The sequence below is a fragment of the Streptomyces sp. NPDC005266 genome (assembly GCF_040607655.1).
Lineage (GTDB): Bacteria > Actinomycetota > Actinomycetes > Streptomycetales > Streptomycetaceae > Streptomyces.
Map to the genome: position 1 here is coordinate 563,910 of NZ_JBEXHC010000001.1, position 15,397 is coordinate 579,306.

A 15,397-nucleotide genomic window follows, 5' to 3' on the forward strand; every position below is an offset into this window, starting at 1 on the left:
TGGGCGCACCACCCGGCGCCGTAGCGCGCGGCCGGCACGAGCAGAGAGGCAGCACCCCGCATGGACCTGGTCATCCGCGACGCGCACGTCACCGACGGCACCGGAAACGCCGCCTACCGGGCCGACGTGGCCGTGGAGGGCGGGCGGATCCGCGCCATCGTCAGAGAGGGCGACGGCACCCGGCGTCCCACCGCCCGGCACACCCTCGACGCGGGCGGCCTCGTCCTCGCCCCCGGTTTCATCGACATGCACGCGCACAGCGACCTCGCGCTGCTCCGCGACCCCGACCACTCCGCGAAGGCCGCCCAGGGCGTGACCCTTGAGGTCATCGGCCAGGACGGGCTCTCCTACGCGCCCGTGGACGACCGGACGCTCGCTGAGGTCCGTACCGCGATCACCGGCTGGAACGGGGACGGCTTCGACGTCGACTTCGACTGGCGCACGGTCGGCGGCTTCCTGGACCGCCTCGACCACGGCTTCGACGGCCAGGGCATCGCGGTCAACGCCGCGTACCTCGTCCCGCAGGGCACCGTCCGGATGCTCGCGGTCGGCTGGGAGGACCGCGACGCCACGCCCGCCGAGGTCGCGTACATGAAGCGGCTGGTGGCCGAGGGGCTGGAGCAGGGTGCCGTCGGGCTGTCCTCCGGGCTCACCTACACGCCCGGCATGTACGCCTCGGACGCCGAACTCACCGAGCTGTGCCGGGTCGTGGCGGCATACGGCGGCTACTACTGCCCGCATCACCGCTCCTACGGGGCCGGAGCCCTGCGCGCGTACGAGGAGATGGTGGCCCTCACCCGGGAGGCGGGCTGCGCGCTCCACCTCGCCCACGCCACGATGAACTTCGGCGTGAACAAGGGCCGCGCCCCCGAGCTCCTCGCCCTGCTCGACGCCGCACTCGCCGAGGGCGCGGACATCACTCTCGACACCTATCCCTATCTCCCCGGCTGCACCACGCTCGCCGCGATGCTGCCGAGCTGGGCGGCCGAGGGCGGCCCCGAGGCGGCCCTCGCGCGGCTGCGGGACGACGCGACGGCGGAGCGGATCCGGCAGGTGATGGAGGTGGAGGGGGCGGACGGCTGCCATGGGGTGCCGATGGACTGGGACACCATCGAGATCTCCGGGGTGAGCGACCCCCGTCTCGCCGACCACGTCGGCAAGACCATCGCCGCCACCGCACACGAACGCGGCGAGGCCCCGTGGGCCACCGCCCGCCGACTGCTGCTGGAGGACCGGCTCGGCTCGACGATCCTGCAGCACGTCGGGCACGAGGAGAATGTCCGGGCGATCATGAGGCACCCCGTCCACACCGGAGGCAGCGACGGCATCCTGCACGGCGCCAAGCCGCACCCGCGCGCCTACGGGACGTTCCCCCACTACCTGGGCCGCTACGTACGGGAGCTGGGCGTGCTGACCCTGGAGGAGTGCGTGGCCCACCTCACCGGCCGCCCCGCGGCCCGCCTGCGCCTCCCCGACCGCGGCCTGATCCGCGAGGGCTACCGCGCCGACCTCGTCCTCTTCGGCCCGGAGACGGTCGCGGCGGGGGCGACATTCGATGCGCCGCGCACGCTTCCGACCGGGATCCCGCATGTCCTGATCGACGGCCGCTTCGTGATCGAGGACGGCCGGAGGACGGATGTGCTGGCCGGACGGTCCGTGCGCCGCCGGGACGTACGGCGGCGCGCGGCGCCATGACGCCGGCCGCGAGCGCTTCCGCACACCGTCCACACGCCGCCCACGTGGCGAAAAACACCGAGCGGCTCCCGAGGCACCACCGTAAGGTGTCGGACATGCAGGTGATCCAGTCCACGAAGCTCGCCAACGTCTGCTACGAAATCCGTGGCCCGGTTCTCGAGGAGGCGATGCGACTGGAGGCGGCGGGTCACCGCATTCTCAAGCTCAACACCGGCAACCCGGCGACCTTCGGCTTCGAGTGCCCCCCGGAGATCCTCGAGGACATACTGCGGAATCTCGGCGACGCCCACGGCTACGGCGACGCCAAGGGTCTGCTCAGCGCCCGGCGCGCGGTGATGCAGCACTACCAGACCAAGGGCATCGACCTCGATGTCGAGGACATCTTCCTCGGCAACGGCGTCTCCGAGCTGATCCAGATGTCGATGCAGGGGCTGCTGGACGACGGTGACGAGGTCCTCGTCCCCTCCCCCGACTATCCGCTGTGGACCGCCGCGGTCTCCCTCGCCGGCGGCACCGCCGTGCATTACCGCTGCGACGAGCAGGCGGACTGGATGCCGGACCTCGCCGACATCGAGCGCAAGGTGACCGACCGCACCAAGGCGCTGGTCATCATCAACCCGAACAACCCGACCGGCGCCGTCTACGACGACGAGATGCTGCGGGGCCTCACCGACATCGCCCGCCGCCACCAGCTGGTCGTCTGCTCGGATGAGATCTACGACAAGATCCTCTACGACGGGGTCACCCACACCCCGACCGCCGCCATCGCCCCCGATCTGCTGACCCTGACCTTCAACGGGCTCTCCAAGGCGTACCGGGTCGCGGGCTACCGCAGCGGCTGGCTCGCGGTGTGCGGCCCGAAGGCCCACGCCGCCAGCTATCTGGAGGGGCTGACGATCCTCGCCAATATGCGGCTGTGCGCCAATATGCCCGCGCAGCACGCGGTGGCCACGGCCCTGGGCGGCCGTCAGTCGATCAACGATCTGGTGCTCCCCGGCGGCCGGTTGCTGGAGCAGCGCGACACCGCCCATGAACTGCTGACCCAGATCCCGGGTGTCACCTGCGTCAAGCCGAAGGGCGCGCTGTACGCGTTCCCGAGGCTCGACCCCAAGGTCTACAAGGTCAAGGACGACCGGCGGATGGTGCTCGATCTGCTGCGCACCGAGAAGATCATGATCGTGCACGGTACGGGCTTCAACTGGCCGGAGCCGGATCATTTCCGCATCGTCACGCTCCCCGCGAAGAAGGACCTGGCCGACGCGGTGACCCGGATCGGAAAGTTCCTCGACGGATACGGACAACCCTGACGTTTTTAGTAGCGACTCAACTTTAGACAGCGTCTAAGTTAGGATGGCCTCCTGAACCTTTGGAGGCCATCCATGTACGAACCGATCCGCACCAAGTCGGTCCACAGCATGGCCGAGCCCCAGCCCGACTTCCCGCACCGCTCCCGCGAGGAGGAGCTGGACATCCGGCTGGCCGGACATCTGACCGCACTGCTGACCGTGACCGACGAGCTGCGCGCCCTCACCCCGGACCCGGGCCTTGACGACGCCGCCCAGCGCATCGCCGACCAGGCCGCCCGGCTGCGCGACGGCCGCACCCCGTTCCGCGCGGCCCCCACGACGACGGACTCCGACCCGACGCACATCGCGGCCCTTCACCAGCGGGCCCACACCCTGGCGGGCTGGGCGCTGGTGGTCGCCACGTCACGCGACGACACGGCCGCCACGAAGCTGGCGGCCGAGCGTCTGAAGTCCCACGCGACGGCCCTGGGCCTCGCGGCGTAAAAGGCCGGAGGCCCGCAGCGCGAGCCTCCGGGCCTCAGGGCCGGGCCGATCAACCCAGGCGCTGCACCAGCGCGCGGTACTCGTCCCACATCTCCTTCGGCGTGTGATCGCCGAACGTGTTCAGGTGGTCGGGCACCAGGGCCGCCTCTTCGCGCCAGACGTCCTCGTCGACGGTGAGCAGCAGATCGAGCGAGGCGTCGTCGAGGTCGAGACCGGCGGTGTCCAGCGCGTCGCGGGTCGGCAGCACACCGATCGGCGTCTCGACGCCCTCGGCCTTGCCGTCCAGACGGTCCACGATCCACTTCAGCACCCGGCTGTTCTCGCCGAAGCCCGGCCACACGAAGCGCCCGTCGGCGTCCTTGCGGAACCAGTTGACGTAGTAGATCTTCGGCAGCTTGGCCTCGTCGGCGTTCTTGCCGACCTTGACCCAATGGGCCATGTAGTCGCCCATGTTGTAGCCGCAGAAGGGCAGCATCGCGAACGGGTCGCGGCGCAGCTCGCCCACCTTGCCCTCGGCCGCCGCGGTCTTCTCGCTCGCCACGTTCGCGCCCAGGAAGACGCCGTGCTGCCAGTCGAACGACTCGGTGACCAGCGGAACCGCGCTCGCCCGCCGCCCGCCGAAAAGAATCGCGGAGATCGGCACGCCCTTGGGGTCCTCCCACTCGGGCGCGATGATCGGGCACTGGCCGGCCGGCACGGTGAAACGGGCATTGGGGTGGGCCGCAGGCGTCTCGCTCGCCGGGGTCCAGTCGTTGCCCTTCCAGTCGGTCAGATGAGCGGGCGGCTCCTCGGTCATGCCCTCCCACCACACATCGCCGTCATCGGTGAGCGCGACATTGGTGAAGACCGAATTGCCCCACAGGGTCTTCATGGCATTGGCATTGGTGTGCTCGCCGGTGCCGGGCGCGACGCCGAAGAAGCCGGCCTCGGGGTTGATGGCGTACAGCTGGCCGTCCTCGCCGAACCGCATCCAGGCGATGTCGTCACCGATCGTCTCGACCGTCCACCCGGGGACGGTCGGCTCCAGCATCGCGAGGTTGGTCTTGCCACAGGCGCTCGGGAACGCCGCGGCAACGTACTTCGCCTCACCGCGCGGCGGAGTGAGCTTGAGGATCAGCATGTGCTCGGCGAGCCAGCCCTCGTCACGCGCCATCACCGACGCGATGCGCAGGGCGTAGCACTTCTTGCCCAGCAGGGCATTGCCGCCGTAGCCGGAGCCGTACGACCAGATCTCCCGAGTCTCCGGGAAGTGCGAGATGTACTTGGTCGAGTTGCACGGCCAGGGCACATCGGCCTGGCCCGGCTCCAGCGGGGCGCCGAGGGTGTGGACGGCCTTCACGAAGAAGCCCTCGTCACCCAGAACGTCAAGGACATCCTGTCCCATACGCGTCATGGTGCGCATGGAGACGGCGACATACGCGGAGTCGGTGATCTCGACACCGATCGCGGACAGCGGCGAGCCGAGCGGGCCCATGCAGAACGGCACGACGTACATGGTCCGGCCCCGCATCGAGCCCCGGAATATGCCCTGGTCCCCGGAGAGACTGCCTTCTTCTCCGCAAAAGATGGCCCGCATCTCGGCAGGGTGTTTCCAGTGGTTTGTAGGACCGGCGTCCGCCTCCTTCTCGGAGCAGATGAACGTACGGTCCTCGACGCGCGCCACATCGCTCGGATCGGAGGCCGCGTAGTACGAGTTCGGCCGCTTGATCGGATCCAGACGCTGGAAGGTCCCCTTCTCCACAAGCTCCGCACACAGGCGGTCGTACTCCGCCTCCGAGCCGTCGCACCACACCACCTCGTCGGGCTGGGTGAGGGCGGCGATCTCGCCCACCCAGGAGATGAGCTCCTGGTGGGTGGTGGGGCTGGCGGTGAGAGAGGAAGCCACATTGCTGGGCGCCACGATCGCTCCATCCCGTCGGAACCGCACGGCTCCGACGTCATAGATTGAGGGTTTAGGCGGATATGTGCACATACATCCGCATATGGAGACAGCTACCCCTTGGGGGCTGCGACCCGGATGCTCAGCTCATCCGGTGCCGACCGCGCTCATTTGATCATCCGTCTGTGCGGCCGATCTGTCCAGTGGGCGCCTTGGTGACCATCACCACTCGGCATGACTCGGTAACTTACGGTGTCGTAGGTAGCATGAGCGCCATGACTGCCGCTGCGCCCGACGCCGCCGTTGACACCCCCCAGGGGCCCGAAGCAGCTCCGCCGCCCCTCGTGAAACCGATGCTGCGCGGCTGGCTGCACGCCGGCATGTTCCCGGCCGCACTGATCTCGGGCGTCCTGCTGACCGCCCTCGCCGACAGCCCCCGCGGCCGGGTGGCATGCGCCGTCTTCACCCTCACCGCGTGCGCGCTCTTCGGCACCAGCGCCCTCTACCACCGCGGCAATTGGGGCCCGCGGGCCACCGCCGTCCTCCGGCGGCTGGACCACGCCAATATCTTCCTGATCATCGCCGGCACCTATACGCCCTTCACCCTGCTGCTCCTGCCGCACGGCAAGCAGCAACTCCTCCTGTGGCTCGTATGGGCCGGGGCACTCGCCGGAATCGCCTTCCGGGTCTTCTGGGTCGGCGCCCCGCGCTGGCTCTACACCCCGTGCTATATCGCCCTGGGCTGGGCAGCGGTCTTCTTCCTCCCCGACTTCATGCGCACCGGCGGCATCGCCGTCATGACGCTGATCATCGTCGGCGGGCTGCTCTACAGCGTGGGCGCGGTCATCTACGGCACCAAGCGCCCCAACCCCTCCCCCCGCTGGTTCGGCTTCCACGAGCTGTTCCACTCGTTCACCCTCGCCGCCTTCGTCGTCCACTACGTCGGCATCTCCCTGGTGGCCTACCAGCACGCATGATGGGCCTCCGCGAACGGAAAAAGCTCCAGACCCGGCAGGCGATCCAGCGCGCCGCCCATCGCCTCTTCACGGAGCAGGGCTACGACGCGACCCCGATGGACCGGATCGCGGAAGCCGCCGAGGTCTCCCTCAGCACCGTCTTCCGGTACTTCCCCACCAAGGAGGACATCGTCCTCACGGACGAGTACGACGCGCTCATCGCCGACACGCTCCGCGACCGCCCCCCGGACGAACCGCCGATGGTCTCCCTGCGCCATGCCACCGTCGGCCTGCTGGGCCGGTTCGCGGGCAAGGAGCGCGACGACATGCTGGCCCGGCTGACCTTCATCCGCCAGTCCCCGGCCCTGCGCGCCCGCATGGGCGAGAGCCTGGCCAGGACCGGCGTCATACTCGGCGAGGTCCTGGCCGAACGCAGCGGCCGCGCCCCGGACGACTTCGAGGTCCGGATCGTCGTCGGAGCGGTCCTGGGCGCCCTCCAGGAAGCCGTCTTCCACTGCTTCGACCACCACCGGATCGAGGACATGGAAGAAACCATCACCCGTGCTTTGGAGCTCCTCTCCCGCGGTCTGCCGCTGTAAGACGAAGCCACCGGCCCGGGAGCCGCCGATGCCCGGCCGGAGGCGGGGCGCACCCACCCCGACCGGCGCCCCGGGCTGAGCCCCGACCGGGCGGCGGAGGGGGCCACCGGTCGGCAGCCGCCAGCGAGACGGGAGGGGGCGGGGGTGCAGGGGCGGGGGTGCAGGGGTGCAGGGGCGGGGGTGCAGGGGCGGGGGCCCTGGACGCTGACGTGTATGTGTGGCGCCGACCTCCGGCCCACCCCACGCTTCCGGCACCTACACCTGCGGTCCGGGCCCCCGCCCCGGAGGCCCCCGCCCCCGCACCCCATCTCCGGCCCACCCCACGCTTCCGGCACCTACACCTGCGGTCCGGGGCCCCCGCCCCGGAGGCCCCCGCCCCCGCACCCGAGAGCAACAGAGGCGCCCCCGGTCACCCGCCCAGCTTCGCCGCCAACGCCTCCGCATCCCCCGTAGGCGCATCGCACGTGAAGTGCCGGCACACATACGCCGCCGGGCGGCCCTCCAGCAGCAGCCGGTCGGAGAGCAGCGGCACCTCCTCCGACCCCGGCTCACCCACCGCGACAACGGCCCCCGGCGCGGTCCCCAGCAAGGCAGCGCGGTGCAACGCACGAGTCGCGGGATCACCGTCAGGCCCGACCACGGCGACCTCGCGCGGCCCGTCGAGCCGCGCCTCGGCCACGGCCAGCCCCCAGCCGATGAAGCGCGGCACACGCGCCCCCAGCGCCCGCACGACACCCAGCGCCCGCTCGGCCGCTTCCCGGTGCCGTGCGCTTCCGGTGACGGCGGCGTAGGACAGCAGCGCCCCGGCGGCGGCCGTCCACCCCGATGGGGCCGCGTTGTCGGTGGGGTCCTGGGGCCGCCGGATCAGAGCCTCCGCGTCGTCGGCGGTGTCGAACAGCGTGCCGTCCTCGGCGACGAAGTGGCGCAGCACGGTGTCCAGGAGCAGGCCGGCGAACTCGACCCAGACGCCCTCCCCGGTCACCGCGGAGAGGGCGAGCAAGCCCTCGGCCACATCGGCGTAGTCCTCGAGCACGCCCGCGTGACCACCGCGGACGCCGCCCAGCGAGGTCCGGTTCAGCCGCCCGTGCTCGTCCATGTGGAGCCGTACGAGCAGGTCGGCGGCCTCGGTGGCGGCCTCGACGAGGTCGGGGCGGTCGAAGTAGGCGCCGGTTTCGGCGAGGGCCGCGATGGCCAGGCCGTTCCAGGCGGCAACGACCTTGTCGTCGCGCCCGGGGCGGGGCCGCCGCTCACGGGCAGCCAGCAGCCGCTCACGCACGGAGGCAAGACGCGTACCATCCACCGGCCGCTCACCATCCGGCAACTGAAGCACCGACGCACCCTGCTCAAAGGTGCCGCCCTCGGTCACCCCGAAGTACCCGGCGGCGAACTCCGCGTCCGCCTCGCCCAGCACCTCCCGCAGTTGCTCCGGCGTCCAGACGTAGTACGCGCCCTCGACGTGCCGCCCGGTGCCGTCGTCGCTGTCTGCGTCCAGGGCGGAGGCGAAGCCGCCCTCCGCGGTGCGCATGTCGCGGACCAGGAAGTCCGCGGTTTCCAGGGCGACACGACGGGCGAGATCCGAACCAGTGGAACGCCACAGATGCGCATACACCCGACACAGCAGCGCATTGTCATACAACATCTTCTCGAAGTGCGGAACGACCCATTCCGCATCAACCGAGTAGCGCGCGAAACCGCCGCCGAGCTGGTCGTAGATGCCGCCGCGGGCCATCGCCTCGCAAGTGGCCTGGACCATCTGGAGCGCGCCTTCGGCTCCGGTACGGGCGTGGTGGCGCAGCAGGAACTCCAGCACCATGGACGGCGGGAACTTCGGCGCGCCCCCGAATCCGCCGCGCACGGCGTCGAATTCGCCGGTCAGCCCCATGAGGGCGAGGTGCAGCTCCTCGGCGCCGGGCGGCTGGGGCGCACCGGCACCCAGCGCGATGCCGGTGCGCTGGGCGAGGTCGTGCACGATCCGCCCGGCGACGTCGCGGACCTCCTCGCGCCGGTCCGTCCACGCGGCGCTGACGCCTTCCAGCACCTGCCGGAAGGAGGGCATGCCGTGCCGGGGCTTGGGCGGGAAGTAGGTGCCGAAGTAGAACGGCTCGGCTTCCGGGGTCAGGAACACGGTCATCGGCCAGCCGCCCTGACCGGTGGCGGCCTGCACCGCCTCCATGTACACGGCATCGACGTCCGGTCGCTCCTCGCGGTCGACCTTCACGGGGACGAAGTGGGCGTTGAGATGGTCGGCGGTCGCCTCGTCCTCGAAGGATTCATGGGCCATGACATGGCACCAGTGACAGCTGGAGTAACCGACGCTCAGCAGCACGGGAACCCCGCGGCGACGCGCTTCCTCGAACGCCTCGTCGGACCACGGCCACCAGTCGACCGGGTTCTCGGCGTGCTGAAGCAGGTACGGGGACGTCTCGTGCGCCAGACGGTTCGGCATGCCTCCATCCTCCCCCACCCGGCCCCCGCGCGAGTTACCCGCAGCCTGTTGCCCGCAGGGTGTCACGCACGGGGAGACACCGCAGAGAGCCCCCCCAAAGACACCTGCGGAGAGACGCACAGCGAGTTGTCCACGGGGAGTTATCCACAGGGCTGCCGGATAAGAGCCAGAAACGGGAGACTGTAAGGAATCTTGCGGAGGGGGATCACATGCCGGGCTCACTGGCGGTGCTGCGGGACAGCCACCGGACGGAGATCGAGCGGCTGCTGTCGCGCGCCGTCGAGGAGGAGGTGCGCCGCTCGGGCGGTCGCACGGACGGCGGGGTGCTGCTCGGCCGGGCGCGCGGCGCGCTGGAGGAGATGGCGGCCACGGCGGCCGAGGAGTACGGCGCGTATGTGCGCGCGCTGGACGAGGCGGAGGCCGGGAGCAGCCCGCTGTCCGCACGGCTGGCGGGCGGCCGGCTGGGCACCCCGGCGCTGGCCGCGACGGTCGCCGCGGCGGCGGCCTTCGGCGCGGATCTCACCTTCGGCACCTCGGCGGGCACGGCACTGGGTGCGGGGGTGACGGCGGCGGTGGCCGGATCGGCCGCCGCGGTCCTCAAGCTCACCGCCGGTCACTGGCCGGCGGCCCACCGCCAGGCCGCGCTGCGCAATCAGCCCGGCGGCGCCGAGCAGCTGAGGCTGCAGTGGCTGACGGCGGTGGAGGTGCGGGGCATCCGGCCGTTCATCGATCAGCACCGGATGACGACGGCCGCCACCCGCCAGGGCGGCGGCTCGGCCCAGCGCTCCGCATCGGCGACCGGGCAGGCGCCGCGGCTGCGCGGCGCGGACCGCAGCCAGGCGGCCCGCCGGCGCACGGTGCTGGAGCAGTCCTTCGGCCATCTCCCCGAGGCGGACGGCCCGTTCGCCGGGCGCCGGTCGCAGATCACCCAGATCGCCCAGTGGGTGCAGCAGGCACGGGCGAGCACCGAGACCAAGCCGACGGTGGTGCTGCTGGAGGGCCCGCCGGGTGCGGGCCGGACCATGCTGGCCGTGCGGGCGGCGCACCATCTGCGCGATCAGTTCCGGGGCGCGTGTCTGGTGGACCTGCGCGGCGACAGCGCCGAGCAGGCCCCGCTGCCGACCCGCGACGCGCTGCTGCACCTGCTGAACCGGCTCGGCGCACCGCGCGACCAGCTGCTCTTCCGGGAGCGGTCCCCACAGGATCAGCACCTCAAGCGGCTCACCGAGCTCTACCACCAGCATCTGACCGGGCTGCCGGTGACGATCGTGCTCGACGACGCCAGCGACGCCGCACAGGTGCGCACGCTGATCCCCGAGCGGTCCGACAGCCTGGTCCTGGTCACCTCCCGCACCCCGCTGACCCTGCCGGCGGATTTGGCGGCCTGGGTGCACCGGCTGGAGGTGGGCCCGCTGGACGAGCCGGGCGCCGAGGAGCTGCTGCGGGCCTCCGCCGAGGAGCCGAGCGGGGCCGGGCCGTACGACGGGCAGTCGGTGGAGCGGATCGCGGAGCTGTGCGGGCGGCTGCCGCTGGCGCTGCGGATCGCGGGCTCCTCGCTCGGCGCGCGCACCCCCGCCGCCCTCGTCGCCGAGCTGGACGCGTACGGCCCGGTGGGCCCGGTGGAGCGCGCCCTGTGGCTGCGCTACACCGATCAGCAGGACTGCGCCCGGCGGCTGCTGCGCCGGCTGGCGCTGGCCGGACGGGCCAGCCTGGGCGCGGCGGCGGCCGCGGCACTGCTGGCGACCGACGAGCAGGAGGCGGCCCGTCATCTGGCCGCGCTCGGCCGGGCCGGGCTGATCGAGCATGTGCGCGGCAGCCGCTACCGGCTGCACGACCTGGTGCGCTCCTTCGCCCATGCCCGGCTGCTGGACGAAGAGCAGCCGGAGCAGCGCACGGCCGCGCAGGAGCGGCTGATCCGCAGCTATGCCGAGCTCGCCGACTCGGTGATCCGGCTGGTGGACGGCAAGACGTCCACCCGCGCCGACATCTTCGTCAAGGGCACGGCGGGCGGCCATGGCTTCACCTCGCTGGAGTCGGCGCTGCGCTGGCTGGACGACGAGTCGAGCTTCATCACGGCGGCGCTGCGCCATGCGGAGGGCGTGGACCAGTCCGCGGTGCTGCATCTGCTGGGCGCGCTGTGCGACTACTGCCTGCTGCGCGGCGATCTCTACCGGCTGGGCGAGATCAGCGAGCTGACCCAGGCGGTCGACCAGGGGCTGCTGGTGCGGTCGGTGCAGTGGCGCACCGGTATCGCGGCGCGGCAGCTCGGCGAGCTGGACCAGGCGCGGACGACGCTGTCCTCGGTGGTGGATCTGTATTTCGAGGCGCAGCACGAGGCGGGCGCGGCCCGTGCGCTGTGCAGTCTGGGCATCACCCTGCACCACCAGGGCAATCTGGCGGAGGCGGCGGCGAAGCTCCGGGAGGCGCTGTCGCTGCAGGCCTCCGAGGAGCTGCGCGGGGACCGGGCCTGGACGATGCACGCGCTGGCCGCCGTGGAGCGCGACCGGGGGCGGCTCGCCGAGGCGCTGGAGCTGCTGCGCGAGGCCCTGGAGCTGCATCAGGAGAGCGAGAGCCTGCACGGCCAGGCGTGGGCGCACTTCCAGCTCGGCCAGGCGTGTCTGCGGATGGGCGATGTGGTGCGCGCCGAGGCCGAGCTGCGGGAGGCGCTGGAGGCGTACAGCAGCACCCACGACCAGCGCGGCGAGGCATGGGCGCTGACCCAGCTGGCCCGGGCCCGGCTGGTGGACGGGGAGCCGTCGGCGGCCGTCGACCAGCTGCGCCAGGCCCTCACCCGGCACCGGGACAACGACGACGCGCGCGGCGAGGCCTGGACGCTGTACTACCTGGGCCAGGCGCTGGAGGAGCGCGGCGACCACGATTCGGCGGTGCGCGAGCTGGAGCGGGCCCGCACGATGTTCAGCCGGATGCGGGATGCGTACGGGCTGGCGTGTGCCCGGCACCACTCGGCGCGGGTCACCCGTGATCTGCGGGCGGCGCAGACGGGCTCGCTGCGCAACAGCGGCTTCGCGCGGCAGCTGCTGCAGGATGCCCGGCAGGACTTCCGGCGGGTGGGCGTGGCCCATGGCGAGGCGTGGTCATGCGTCGAGCTGGCGGTGGTCGACGCGGGGAACGGCAAGGCCACGCAGGCGCTGGAGCTGGTGGACGAGGCGGCCGGGCTGTTCGCCGGGTACGGGGACCGTCGTGGCCGGGCCTGGGCCCGGTTCCTGCGCTGCACCCTGCTGCCGTTCGCCTCCGCGGGCGGCTCGGTGATCGGCACGGCGGTGGCCCAGGAGGAGCTGGCGGAGCTGGTGCGGGAGCTGCGGGAGGAGGGGGCGGGCGATCCCCGGCTGGAGGGGTGCGCGCAGGCGTTCGCGCTGGTGCTGGAGCGCGGGGTGGAGCCGGAGACGGGGTGGCAGGCATGGCAGCTCGGCATGGTGCCGAGCCGCCACTCCCGCGAGGTCATGGCCGTGCTGCCGGGCCAGACGCACGCGTAATGCCACTTCTGCGGACCACCGGGTGGGCCGGACGGGGTGCCCGGACCAACCGGGTGGGCCGGACGGGGTGCCGGACCCATGCAGGCCCATCCAGGCCCATGTAGGCCATGCAGGCCCATCCAGGCCCATGTAGGCCATGCAGGCCCATGCGGCCCGTCCGGCAAGGACAGGGTCAGGCGGTGCGCTCGCCCTTGGTGGCGTCGGCGGCGGGGGCGGGGGCCGGGGTCCGACCGGGCTCCGGCGCCTCCTCGAAGTCCACCTTCTTCATGTGCTTGTTCATGGACTTCATCAGCAGCCACACCGCGCCGCCGATCACCGCGAAGACAATGAAGCCGAGGACGCCCGGGGTCACCTTCTTGTCGTCCAGGTCCTTGGCGAGCGGGACGAGATGCGTCAGGGCGAGGGTGCTTGTCACGCTCATCATGACGTCAATTGTTGCGGATGCCCGCGAAGAGGTCGTCCTCGGGGAGGGAGGTGTCCACCAGTGACTTGGCGAGCTCGTACTCCTCCGTGGGCCAGACCTCCTTCTGGACGTCCATCGGCACCCGGAACCAGCCGCCGTCGGGGTCGATCTGCGTACGGTGCGCGATCAGCGCCTTGTCGCGGATCTCGAAGAAGTCGGCGCACGGCACATAGGTGGTCAGGGTGCGCTCGGCCCGTGCGAACTCCTTCCAGCGCTCCAGCCACTCCCCGTACGGCGACTCCAGGCCCCGGGCCAGCAGCGCCTCGTGCAGCGCGAGGGTGCGCGGGCGGTTGAAGCCCTGGTTGTAGTAGAGCTTCTGCGGCTGCCACGCCTCCCCCGCCTCGGGGTACTTGTCGGGGTCACCGGCCGCGTCGAACGCCACCATCGTGATCTTGTGGGTCATGATGTGGTCGGGGTGCGGATAGCCGCCGTTCTCGTCATAGGTCGTGATCACCTGCGGCTTGAAGGAGCGGATCAGCCGCACCAGCCGACCCGCGGCCTCGTCCACGTCCTGCAGGGCGAAGCAGCCCTCGGGCAGCGGGGGCAGCGGGTCGCCCTCGGGCAGCCCGGAGTCCACGAAGCCCAGCCACTCCTGCTTCACGCCGAGGATCTCGCGCGCCTCGTCCATCTCCTTGGCGCGGACCTCGTGAATGTGCTCCTCGATATAGGGATCACCCTGGAGCTTGGGATTGAGGATGGAGCCGCGCTCACCGCCTGTGCAGGTCGCGACCAGCACGTCCACCCCCTCGGATACGTACTTGGCCATGGTGGCCGCGCCCTTGCTCGACTCGTCGTCCGGATGCGCGTGCACGGCCATCAAACGCAGCTGCTCAGTCAAGTTGGATCCTCAGTGATTCGTCGCGGAAGACGGCTTCTATAGTGACCCAAAGCGGGGTCGAATAATTCCGGTGTCCCCCGAGCAGGAGGAACGATCATGGCGGCGGTGCGCGAGGGCCTGCCGGACGGGCGCTACGGCCGTTCCGCCGACGCGCGCGCCAACCGCACGCTGAAGATCGTCGGTGCGGTGCTCGGTGCCGGGCTGGTCGCCCTGGTCTGCTGGTTCGGCTACGCGTACATCACCGGTCAGGACGTCAGCGGCCGGATGACCGGCTTCAAGGTGGTCGCGGACGACGCCGTCGAGGTCCGGCTGGAGGTCACCAAGGAGAAGGACGCCACCGGCGTCTGCACCGTGCGTACCCTGGACGAATACCACAGCGAGGTGGGGCGGAAGGACTTCACCTTCGGCCGGGGCGAGGACGATGTGGTCAAGGTCGTCACCGTGCGTACCACGGCCCGTGCGACCAGTGCGGAGCTGATCGGCTGCGAGCCCGCTTCGGGAAGCTGAGCCGCCCGGCCGCCCGGTAGCCGAAGCGGACGTGTTGGTCAGTGGAGGGCGATCTGACCAGCACTGACGGGTTTCCTCCGCATTGAGCGCAGTTCCCTCCTCCCCGTTTCTTGCCGGAATTGTTAGGCTCGTGGTTTCGCCCGACTTTGAAGGCGCACCCTTCTGAGTAGGGCGTTCATTTGTATTCCCAGCACCGACGAGGAGCACCTGTGACCCAGACCAGCGAGAACGTCACCTGGCTGACCCAGGAGGCGTACGACCAGCTCAAGGCCGAGCTGGAGTACCTGTCGGGTCCCGCACGTATCGAGATCGCGAAGAAGATCGAGGCTGCCCGTGAGGAGGGTGACCTCCGGGAGAACGGTGGTTACCACGCCGCCAAGGAGGAGCAGGGCAAGCAGGAGCTCCGAGTGCGTCAGCTGACGCAGCTCCTGGAGCACGCGAAGGTCGGCGAGGCACCCGCGGACACCGGCGTGGTCGCCCCCGGCATGGTCGTCACGATCGCCTTCGACGGCGACCCGGACGACACCCTCACCTTCCTGCTCGCCTCGCGTGAGTACGCGAGCTCGGACATCGAGACCTTCTCGCCGCAGTCCCCGCTCGGCTCGGCCGCGAACGGCAAGAAGGTCGGCCAGGACGCCGAGTACGAACTGCCCAACGGCCGCACTGCCTCGGTGCGGATCCTGGAGGCCAAGCCCTACCAGGGCTGAGCGCCCATGGAAGAGCCCCGGCC

Annotated in this window: 12 protein-coding genes; 8 read left to right on the plus strand and 4 right to left on the minus strand. The window is 71.0% G+C overall.

Annotated elements, in window-relative coordinates; genetic code table 11:
• The first annotated feature begins 60 nt into the window (after positions 1-60).
• From ABZU99_RS02570 to ABZU99_RS02580, 3 genes are all read left to right on the plus strand, one after another.
• On the plus strand, positions 61-1,695 hold the full coding sequence (locus ABZU99_RS02570) for a D-aminoacylase (protein WP_355943506.1): 1,635 nt from the start codon (positions 61-63) through the stop codon (positions 1,693-1,695).
• 95 nt (positions 1,696-1,790) lie between these two features.
• Entirely contained in the window at positions 1,791-3,002 is a 1,212-nt protein-coding gene (locus ABZU99_RS02575; protein WP_355943508.1) for a pyridoxal phosphate-dependent aminotransferase, read from the plus strand.
• Between the two features lie 72 nt (positions 3,003-3,074).
• On the plus strand, positions 3,075-3,485 hold the full coding sequence (locus ABZU99_RS02580; RefSeq protein ID WP_355943510.1) for a hypothetical protein: 411 nt from the start codon (positions 3,075-3,077) through the stop codon (positions 3,483-3,485).
• Between the two features lie 49 nt (positions 3,486-3,534).
• Here ABZU99_RS02580 and ABZU99_RS02585 read toward each other — a convergent pair whose 3' ends face one another.
• Positions 3,535-5,385: a phosphoenolpyruvate carboxykinase (GTP) gene (locus tag ABZU99_RS02585; protein ID WP_355943512.1), complete on the minus strand. Its 1,851-nt coding sequence runs from the start codon at positions 5,383-5,385 to the stop codon at positions 3,535-3,537.
• Between the two features lie 254 nt (positions 5,386-5,639).
• Between ABZU99_RS02585 and ABZU99_RS02590 the strand changes: the two genes are divergently transcribed.
• Both ABZU99_RS02590 and ABZU99_RS02595 read left to right on the plus strand, forming a co-directional pair.
• Positions 5,640-6,341 (plus strand): hemolysin III family protein, encoded by a 702-nt coding sequence (locus ABZU99_RS02590; RefSeq protein ID WP_355943514.1) that lies wholly within the window; start codon positions 5,640-5,642, stop codon positions 6,339-6,341.
• The gene (locus ABZU99_RS02595) at positions 6,338-6,919 is read left to right on the plus strand and encodes a TetR family transcriptional regulator (protein WP_355943516.1); all 582 of its coding nucleotides are present in this window, start codon (positions 6,338-6,340) and stop codon (positions 6,917-6,919) included. Before ABZU99_RS02590 ends, ABZU99_RS02595 begins: the two co-directional genes overlap by 4 nt.
• 409 nt (positions 6,920-7,328) lie before the next feature.
• On the opposite strand, the gene ABZU99_RS02600 is transcribed toward ABZU99_RS02595, so the two are convergent.
• Positions 7,329-9,365: a thioredoxin domain-containing protein gene (locus ABZU99_RS02600; RefSeq protein ID WP_355943518.1), complete on the minus strand. Its 2,037-nt coding sequence runs from the start codon at positions 9,363-9,365 to the stop codon at positions 7,329-7,331.
• A 209-nt stretch (positions 9,366-9,574) separates the two neighbouring features.
• On the opposite strand from ABZU99_RS02600, the gene ABZU99_RS02605 reads away from it, so the two are divergent.
• A complete protein-coding gene (locus ABZU99_RS02605; RefSeq protein WP_355943520.1) occupies positions 9,575-12,859 on the plus strand; it encodes a tetratricopeptide repeat protein in 3,285 nt (1,094 codons plus the stop codon).
• Between the two features lie 172 nt (positions 12,860-13,031).
• Here ABZU99_RS02605 and ABZU99_RS02610 read toward each other — a convergent pair whose 3' ends face one another.
• Both ABZU99_RS02610 and mca read right to left on the minus strand, forming a co-directional pair.
• Positions 13,032-13,283 carry a hypothetical protein gene (locus ABZU99_RS02610; RefSeq protein WP_356044117.1) on the minus strand — a complete coding sequence of 84 codons (252 nt, stop codon included), beginning with the start codon at positions 13,281-13,283 and terminating at the stop codon, positions 13,032-13,034.
• Between the two features lie 4 nt (positions 13,284-13,287).
• On the minus strand, positions 13,288-14,160 hold the full coding sequence (mca, locus tag ABZU99_RS02615) for a mycothiol conjugate amidase Mca (RefSeq protein WP_355943524.1): 873 nt from the start codon (positions 14,158-14,160) through the stop codon (positions 13,288-13,290).
• Between the two features lie 96 nt (positions 14,161-14,256).
• Here mca and ABZU99_RS02620 point away from each other — a divergent pair, with 96 nt between their 5' ends.
• Both ABZU99_RS02620 and greA read left to right on the plus strand, forming a co-directional pair.
• Positions 14,257-14,667 carry a DUF4307 domain-containing protein gene (locus ABZU99_RS02620; RefSeq protein ID WP_356044114.1) on the plus strand — a complete coding sequence of 137 codons (411 nt, stop codon included), beginning with the start codon at positions 14,257-14,259 and terminating at the stop codon, positions 14,665-14,667.
• A 209-nt stretch (positions 14,668-14,876) separates the two neighbouring features.
• Positions 14,877-15,374 carry a transcription elongation factor GreA gene (greA, locus tag ABZU99_RS02625; RefSeq protein WP_355943528.1) on the plus strand — a complete coding sequence of 166 codons (498 nt, stop codon included), beginning with the start codon at positions 14,877-14,879 and terminating at the stop codon, positions 15,372-15,374.
• Positions 15,375-15,397 lie beyond the last annotated feature (23 nt).

Bases quoted from the DNA above. Each gene is read 5' to 3' on its own strand.
- ABZU99_RS02570 (WP_355943506.1), top strand. From the start codon at position 61: ATGGACCTGGTCATCCGCGACGCGCACGTCACCGACGGCACCGGAAAC.
- ABZU99_RS02575 (WP_355943508.1), top strand. From the start codon at position 1,791: ATGCAGGTGATCCAGTCCACGAAGCTCGCCAACGTCTGCTACGAAATC.
- ABZU99_RS02580 (WP_355943510.1), top strand. From the start codon at position 3,075: ATGTACGAACCGATCCGCACCAAGTCGGTCCACAGCATGGCCGAGCCC.
- ABZU99_RS02590 (WP_355943514.1), top strand. From the start codon at position 5,640: ATGACTGCCGCTGCGCCCGACGCCGCCGTTGACACCCCCCAGGGGCCC.
- ABZU99_RS02595 (WP_355943516.1), top strand. From the start codon at position 6,338: ATGATGGGCCTCCGCGAACGGAAAAAGCTCCAGACCCGGCAGGCGATC.
- ABZU99_RS02600 (WP_355943518.1), bottom strand. From the start codon at position 9,365: ATGCCGAACCGTCTGGCGCACGAGACGTCCCCGTACCTGCTTCAGCAC.
- ABZU99_RS02605 (WP_355943520.1), top strand. From the start codon at position 9,575: ATGCCGGGCTCACTGGCGGTGCTGCGGGACAGCCACCGGACGGAGATC.
- ABZU99_RS02610 (WP_356044117.1), bottom strand. From the start codon at position 13,283: ATGATGAGCGTGACAAGCACCCTCGCCCTGACGCATCTCGTCCCGCTC.
- ABZU99_RS02620 (WP_356044114.1), top strand. From the start codon at position 14,257: ATGGCGGCGGTGCGCGAGGGCCTGCCGGACGGGCGCTACGGCCGTTCC.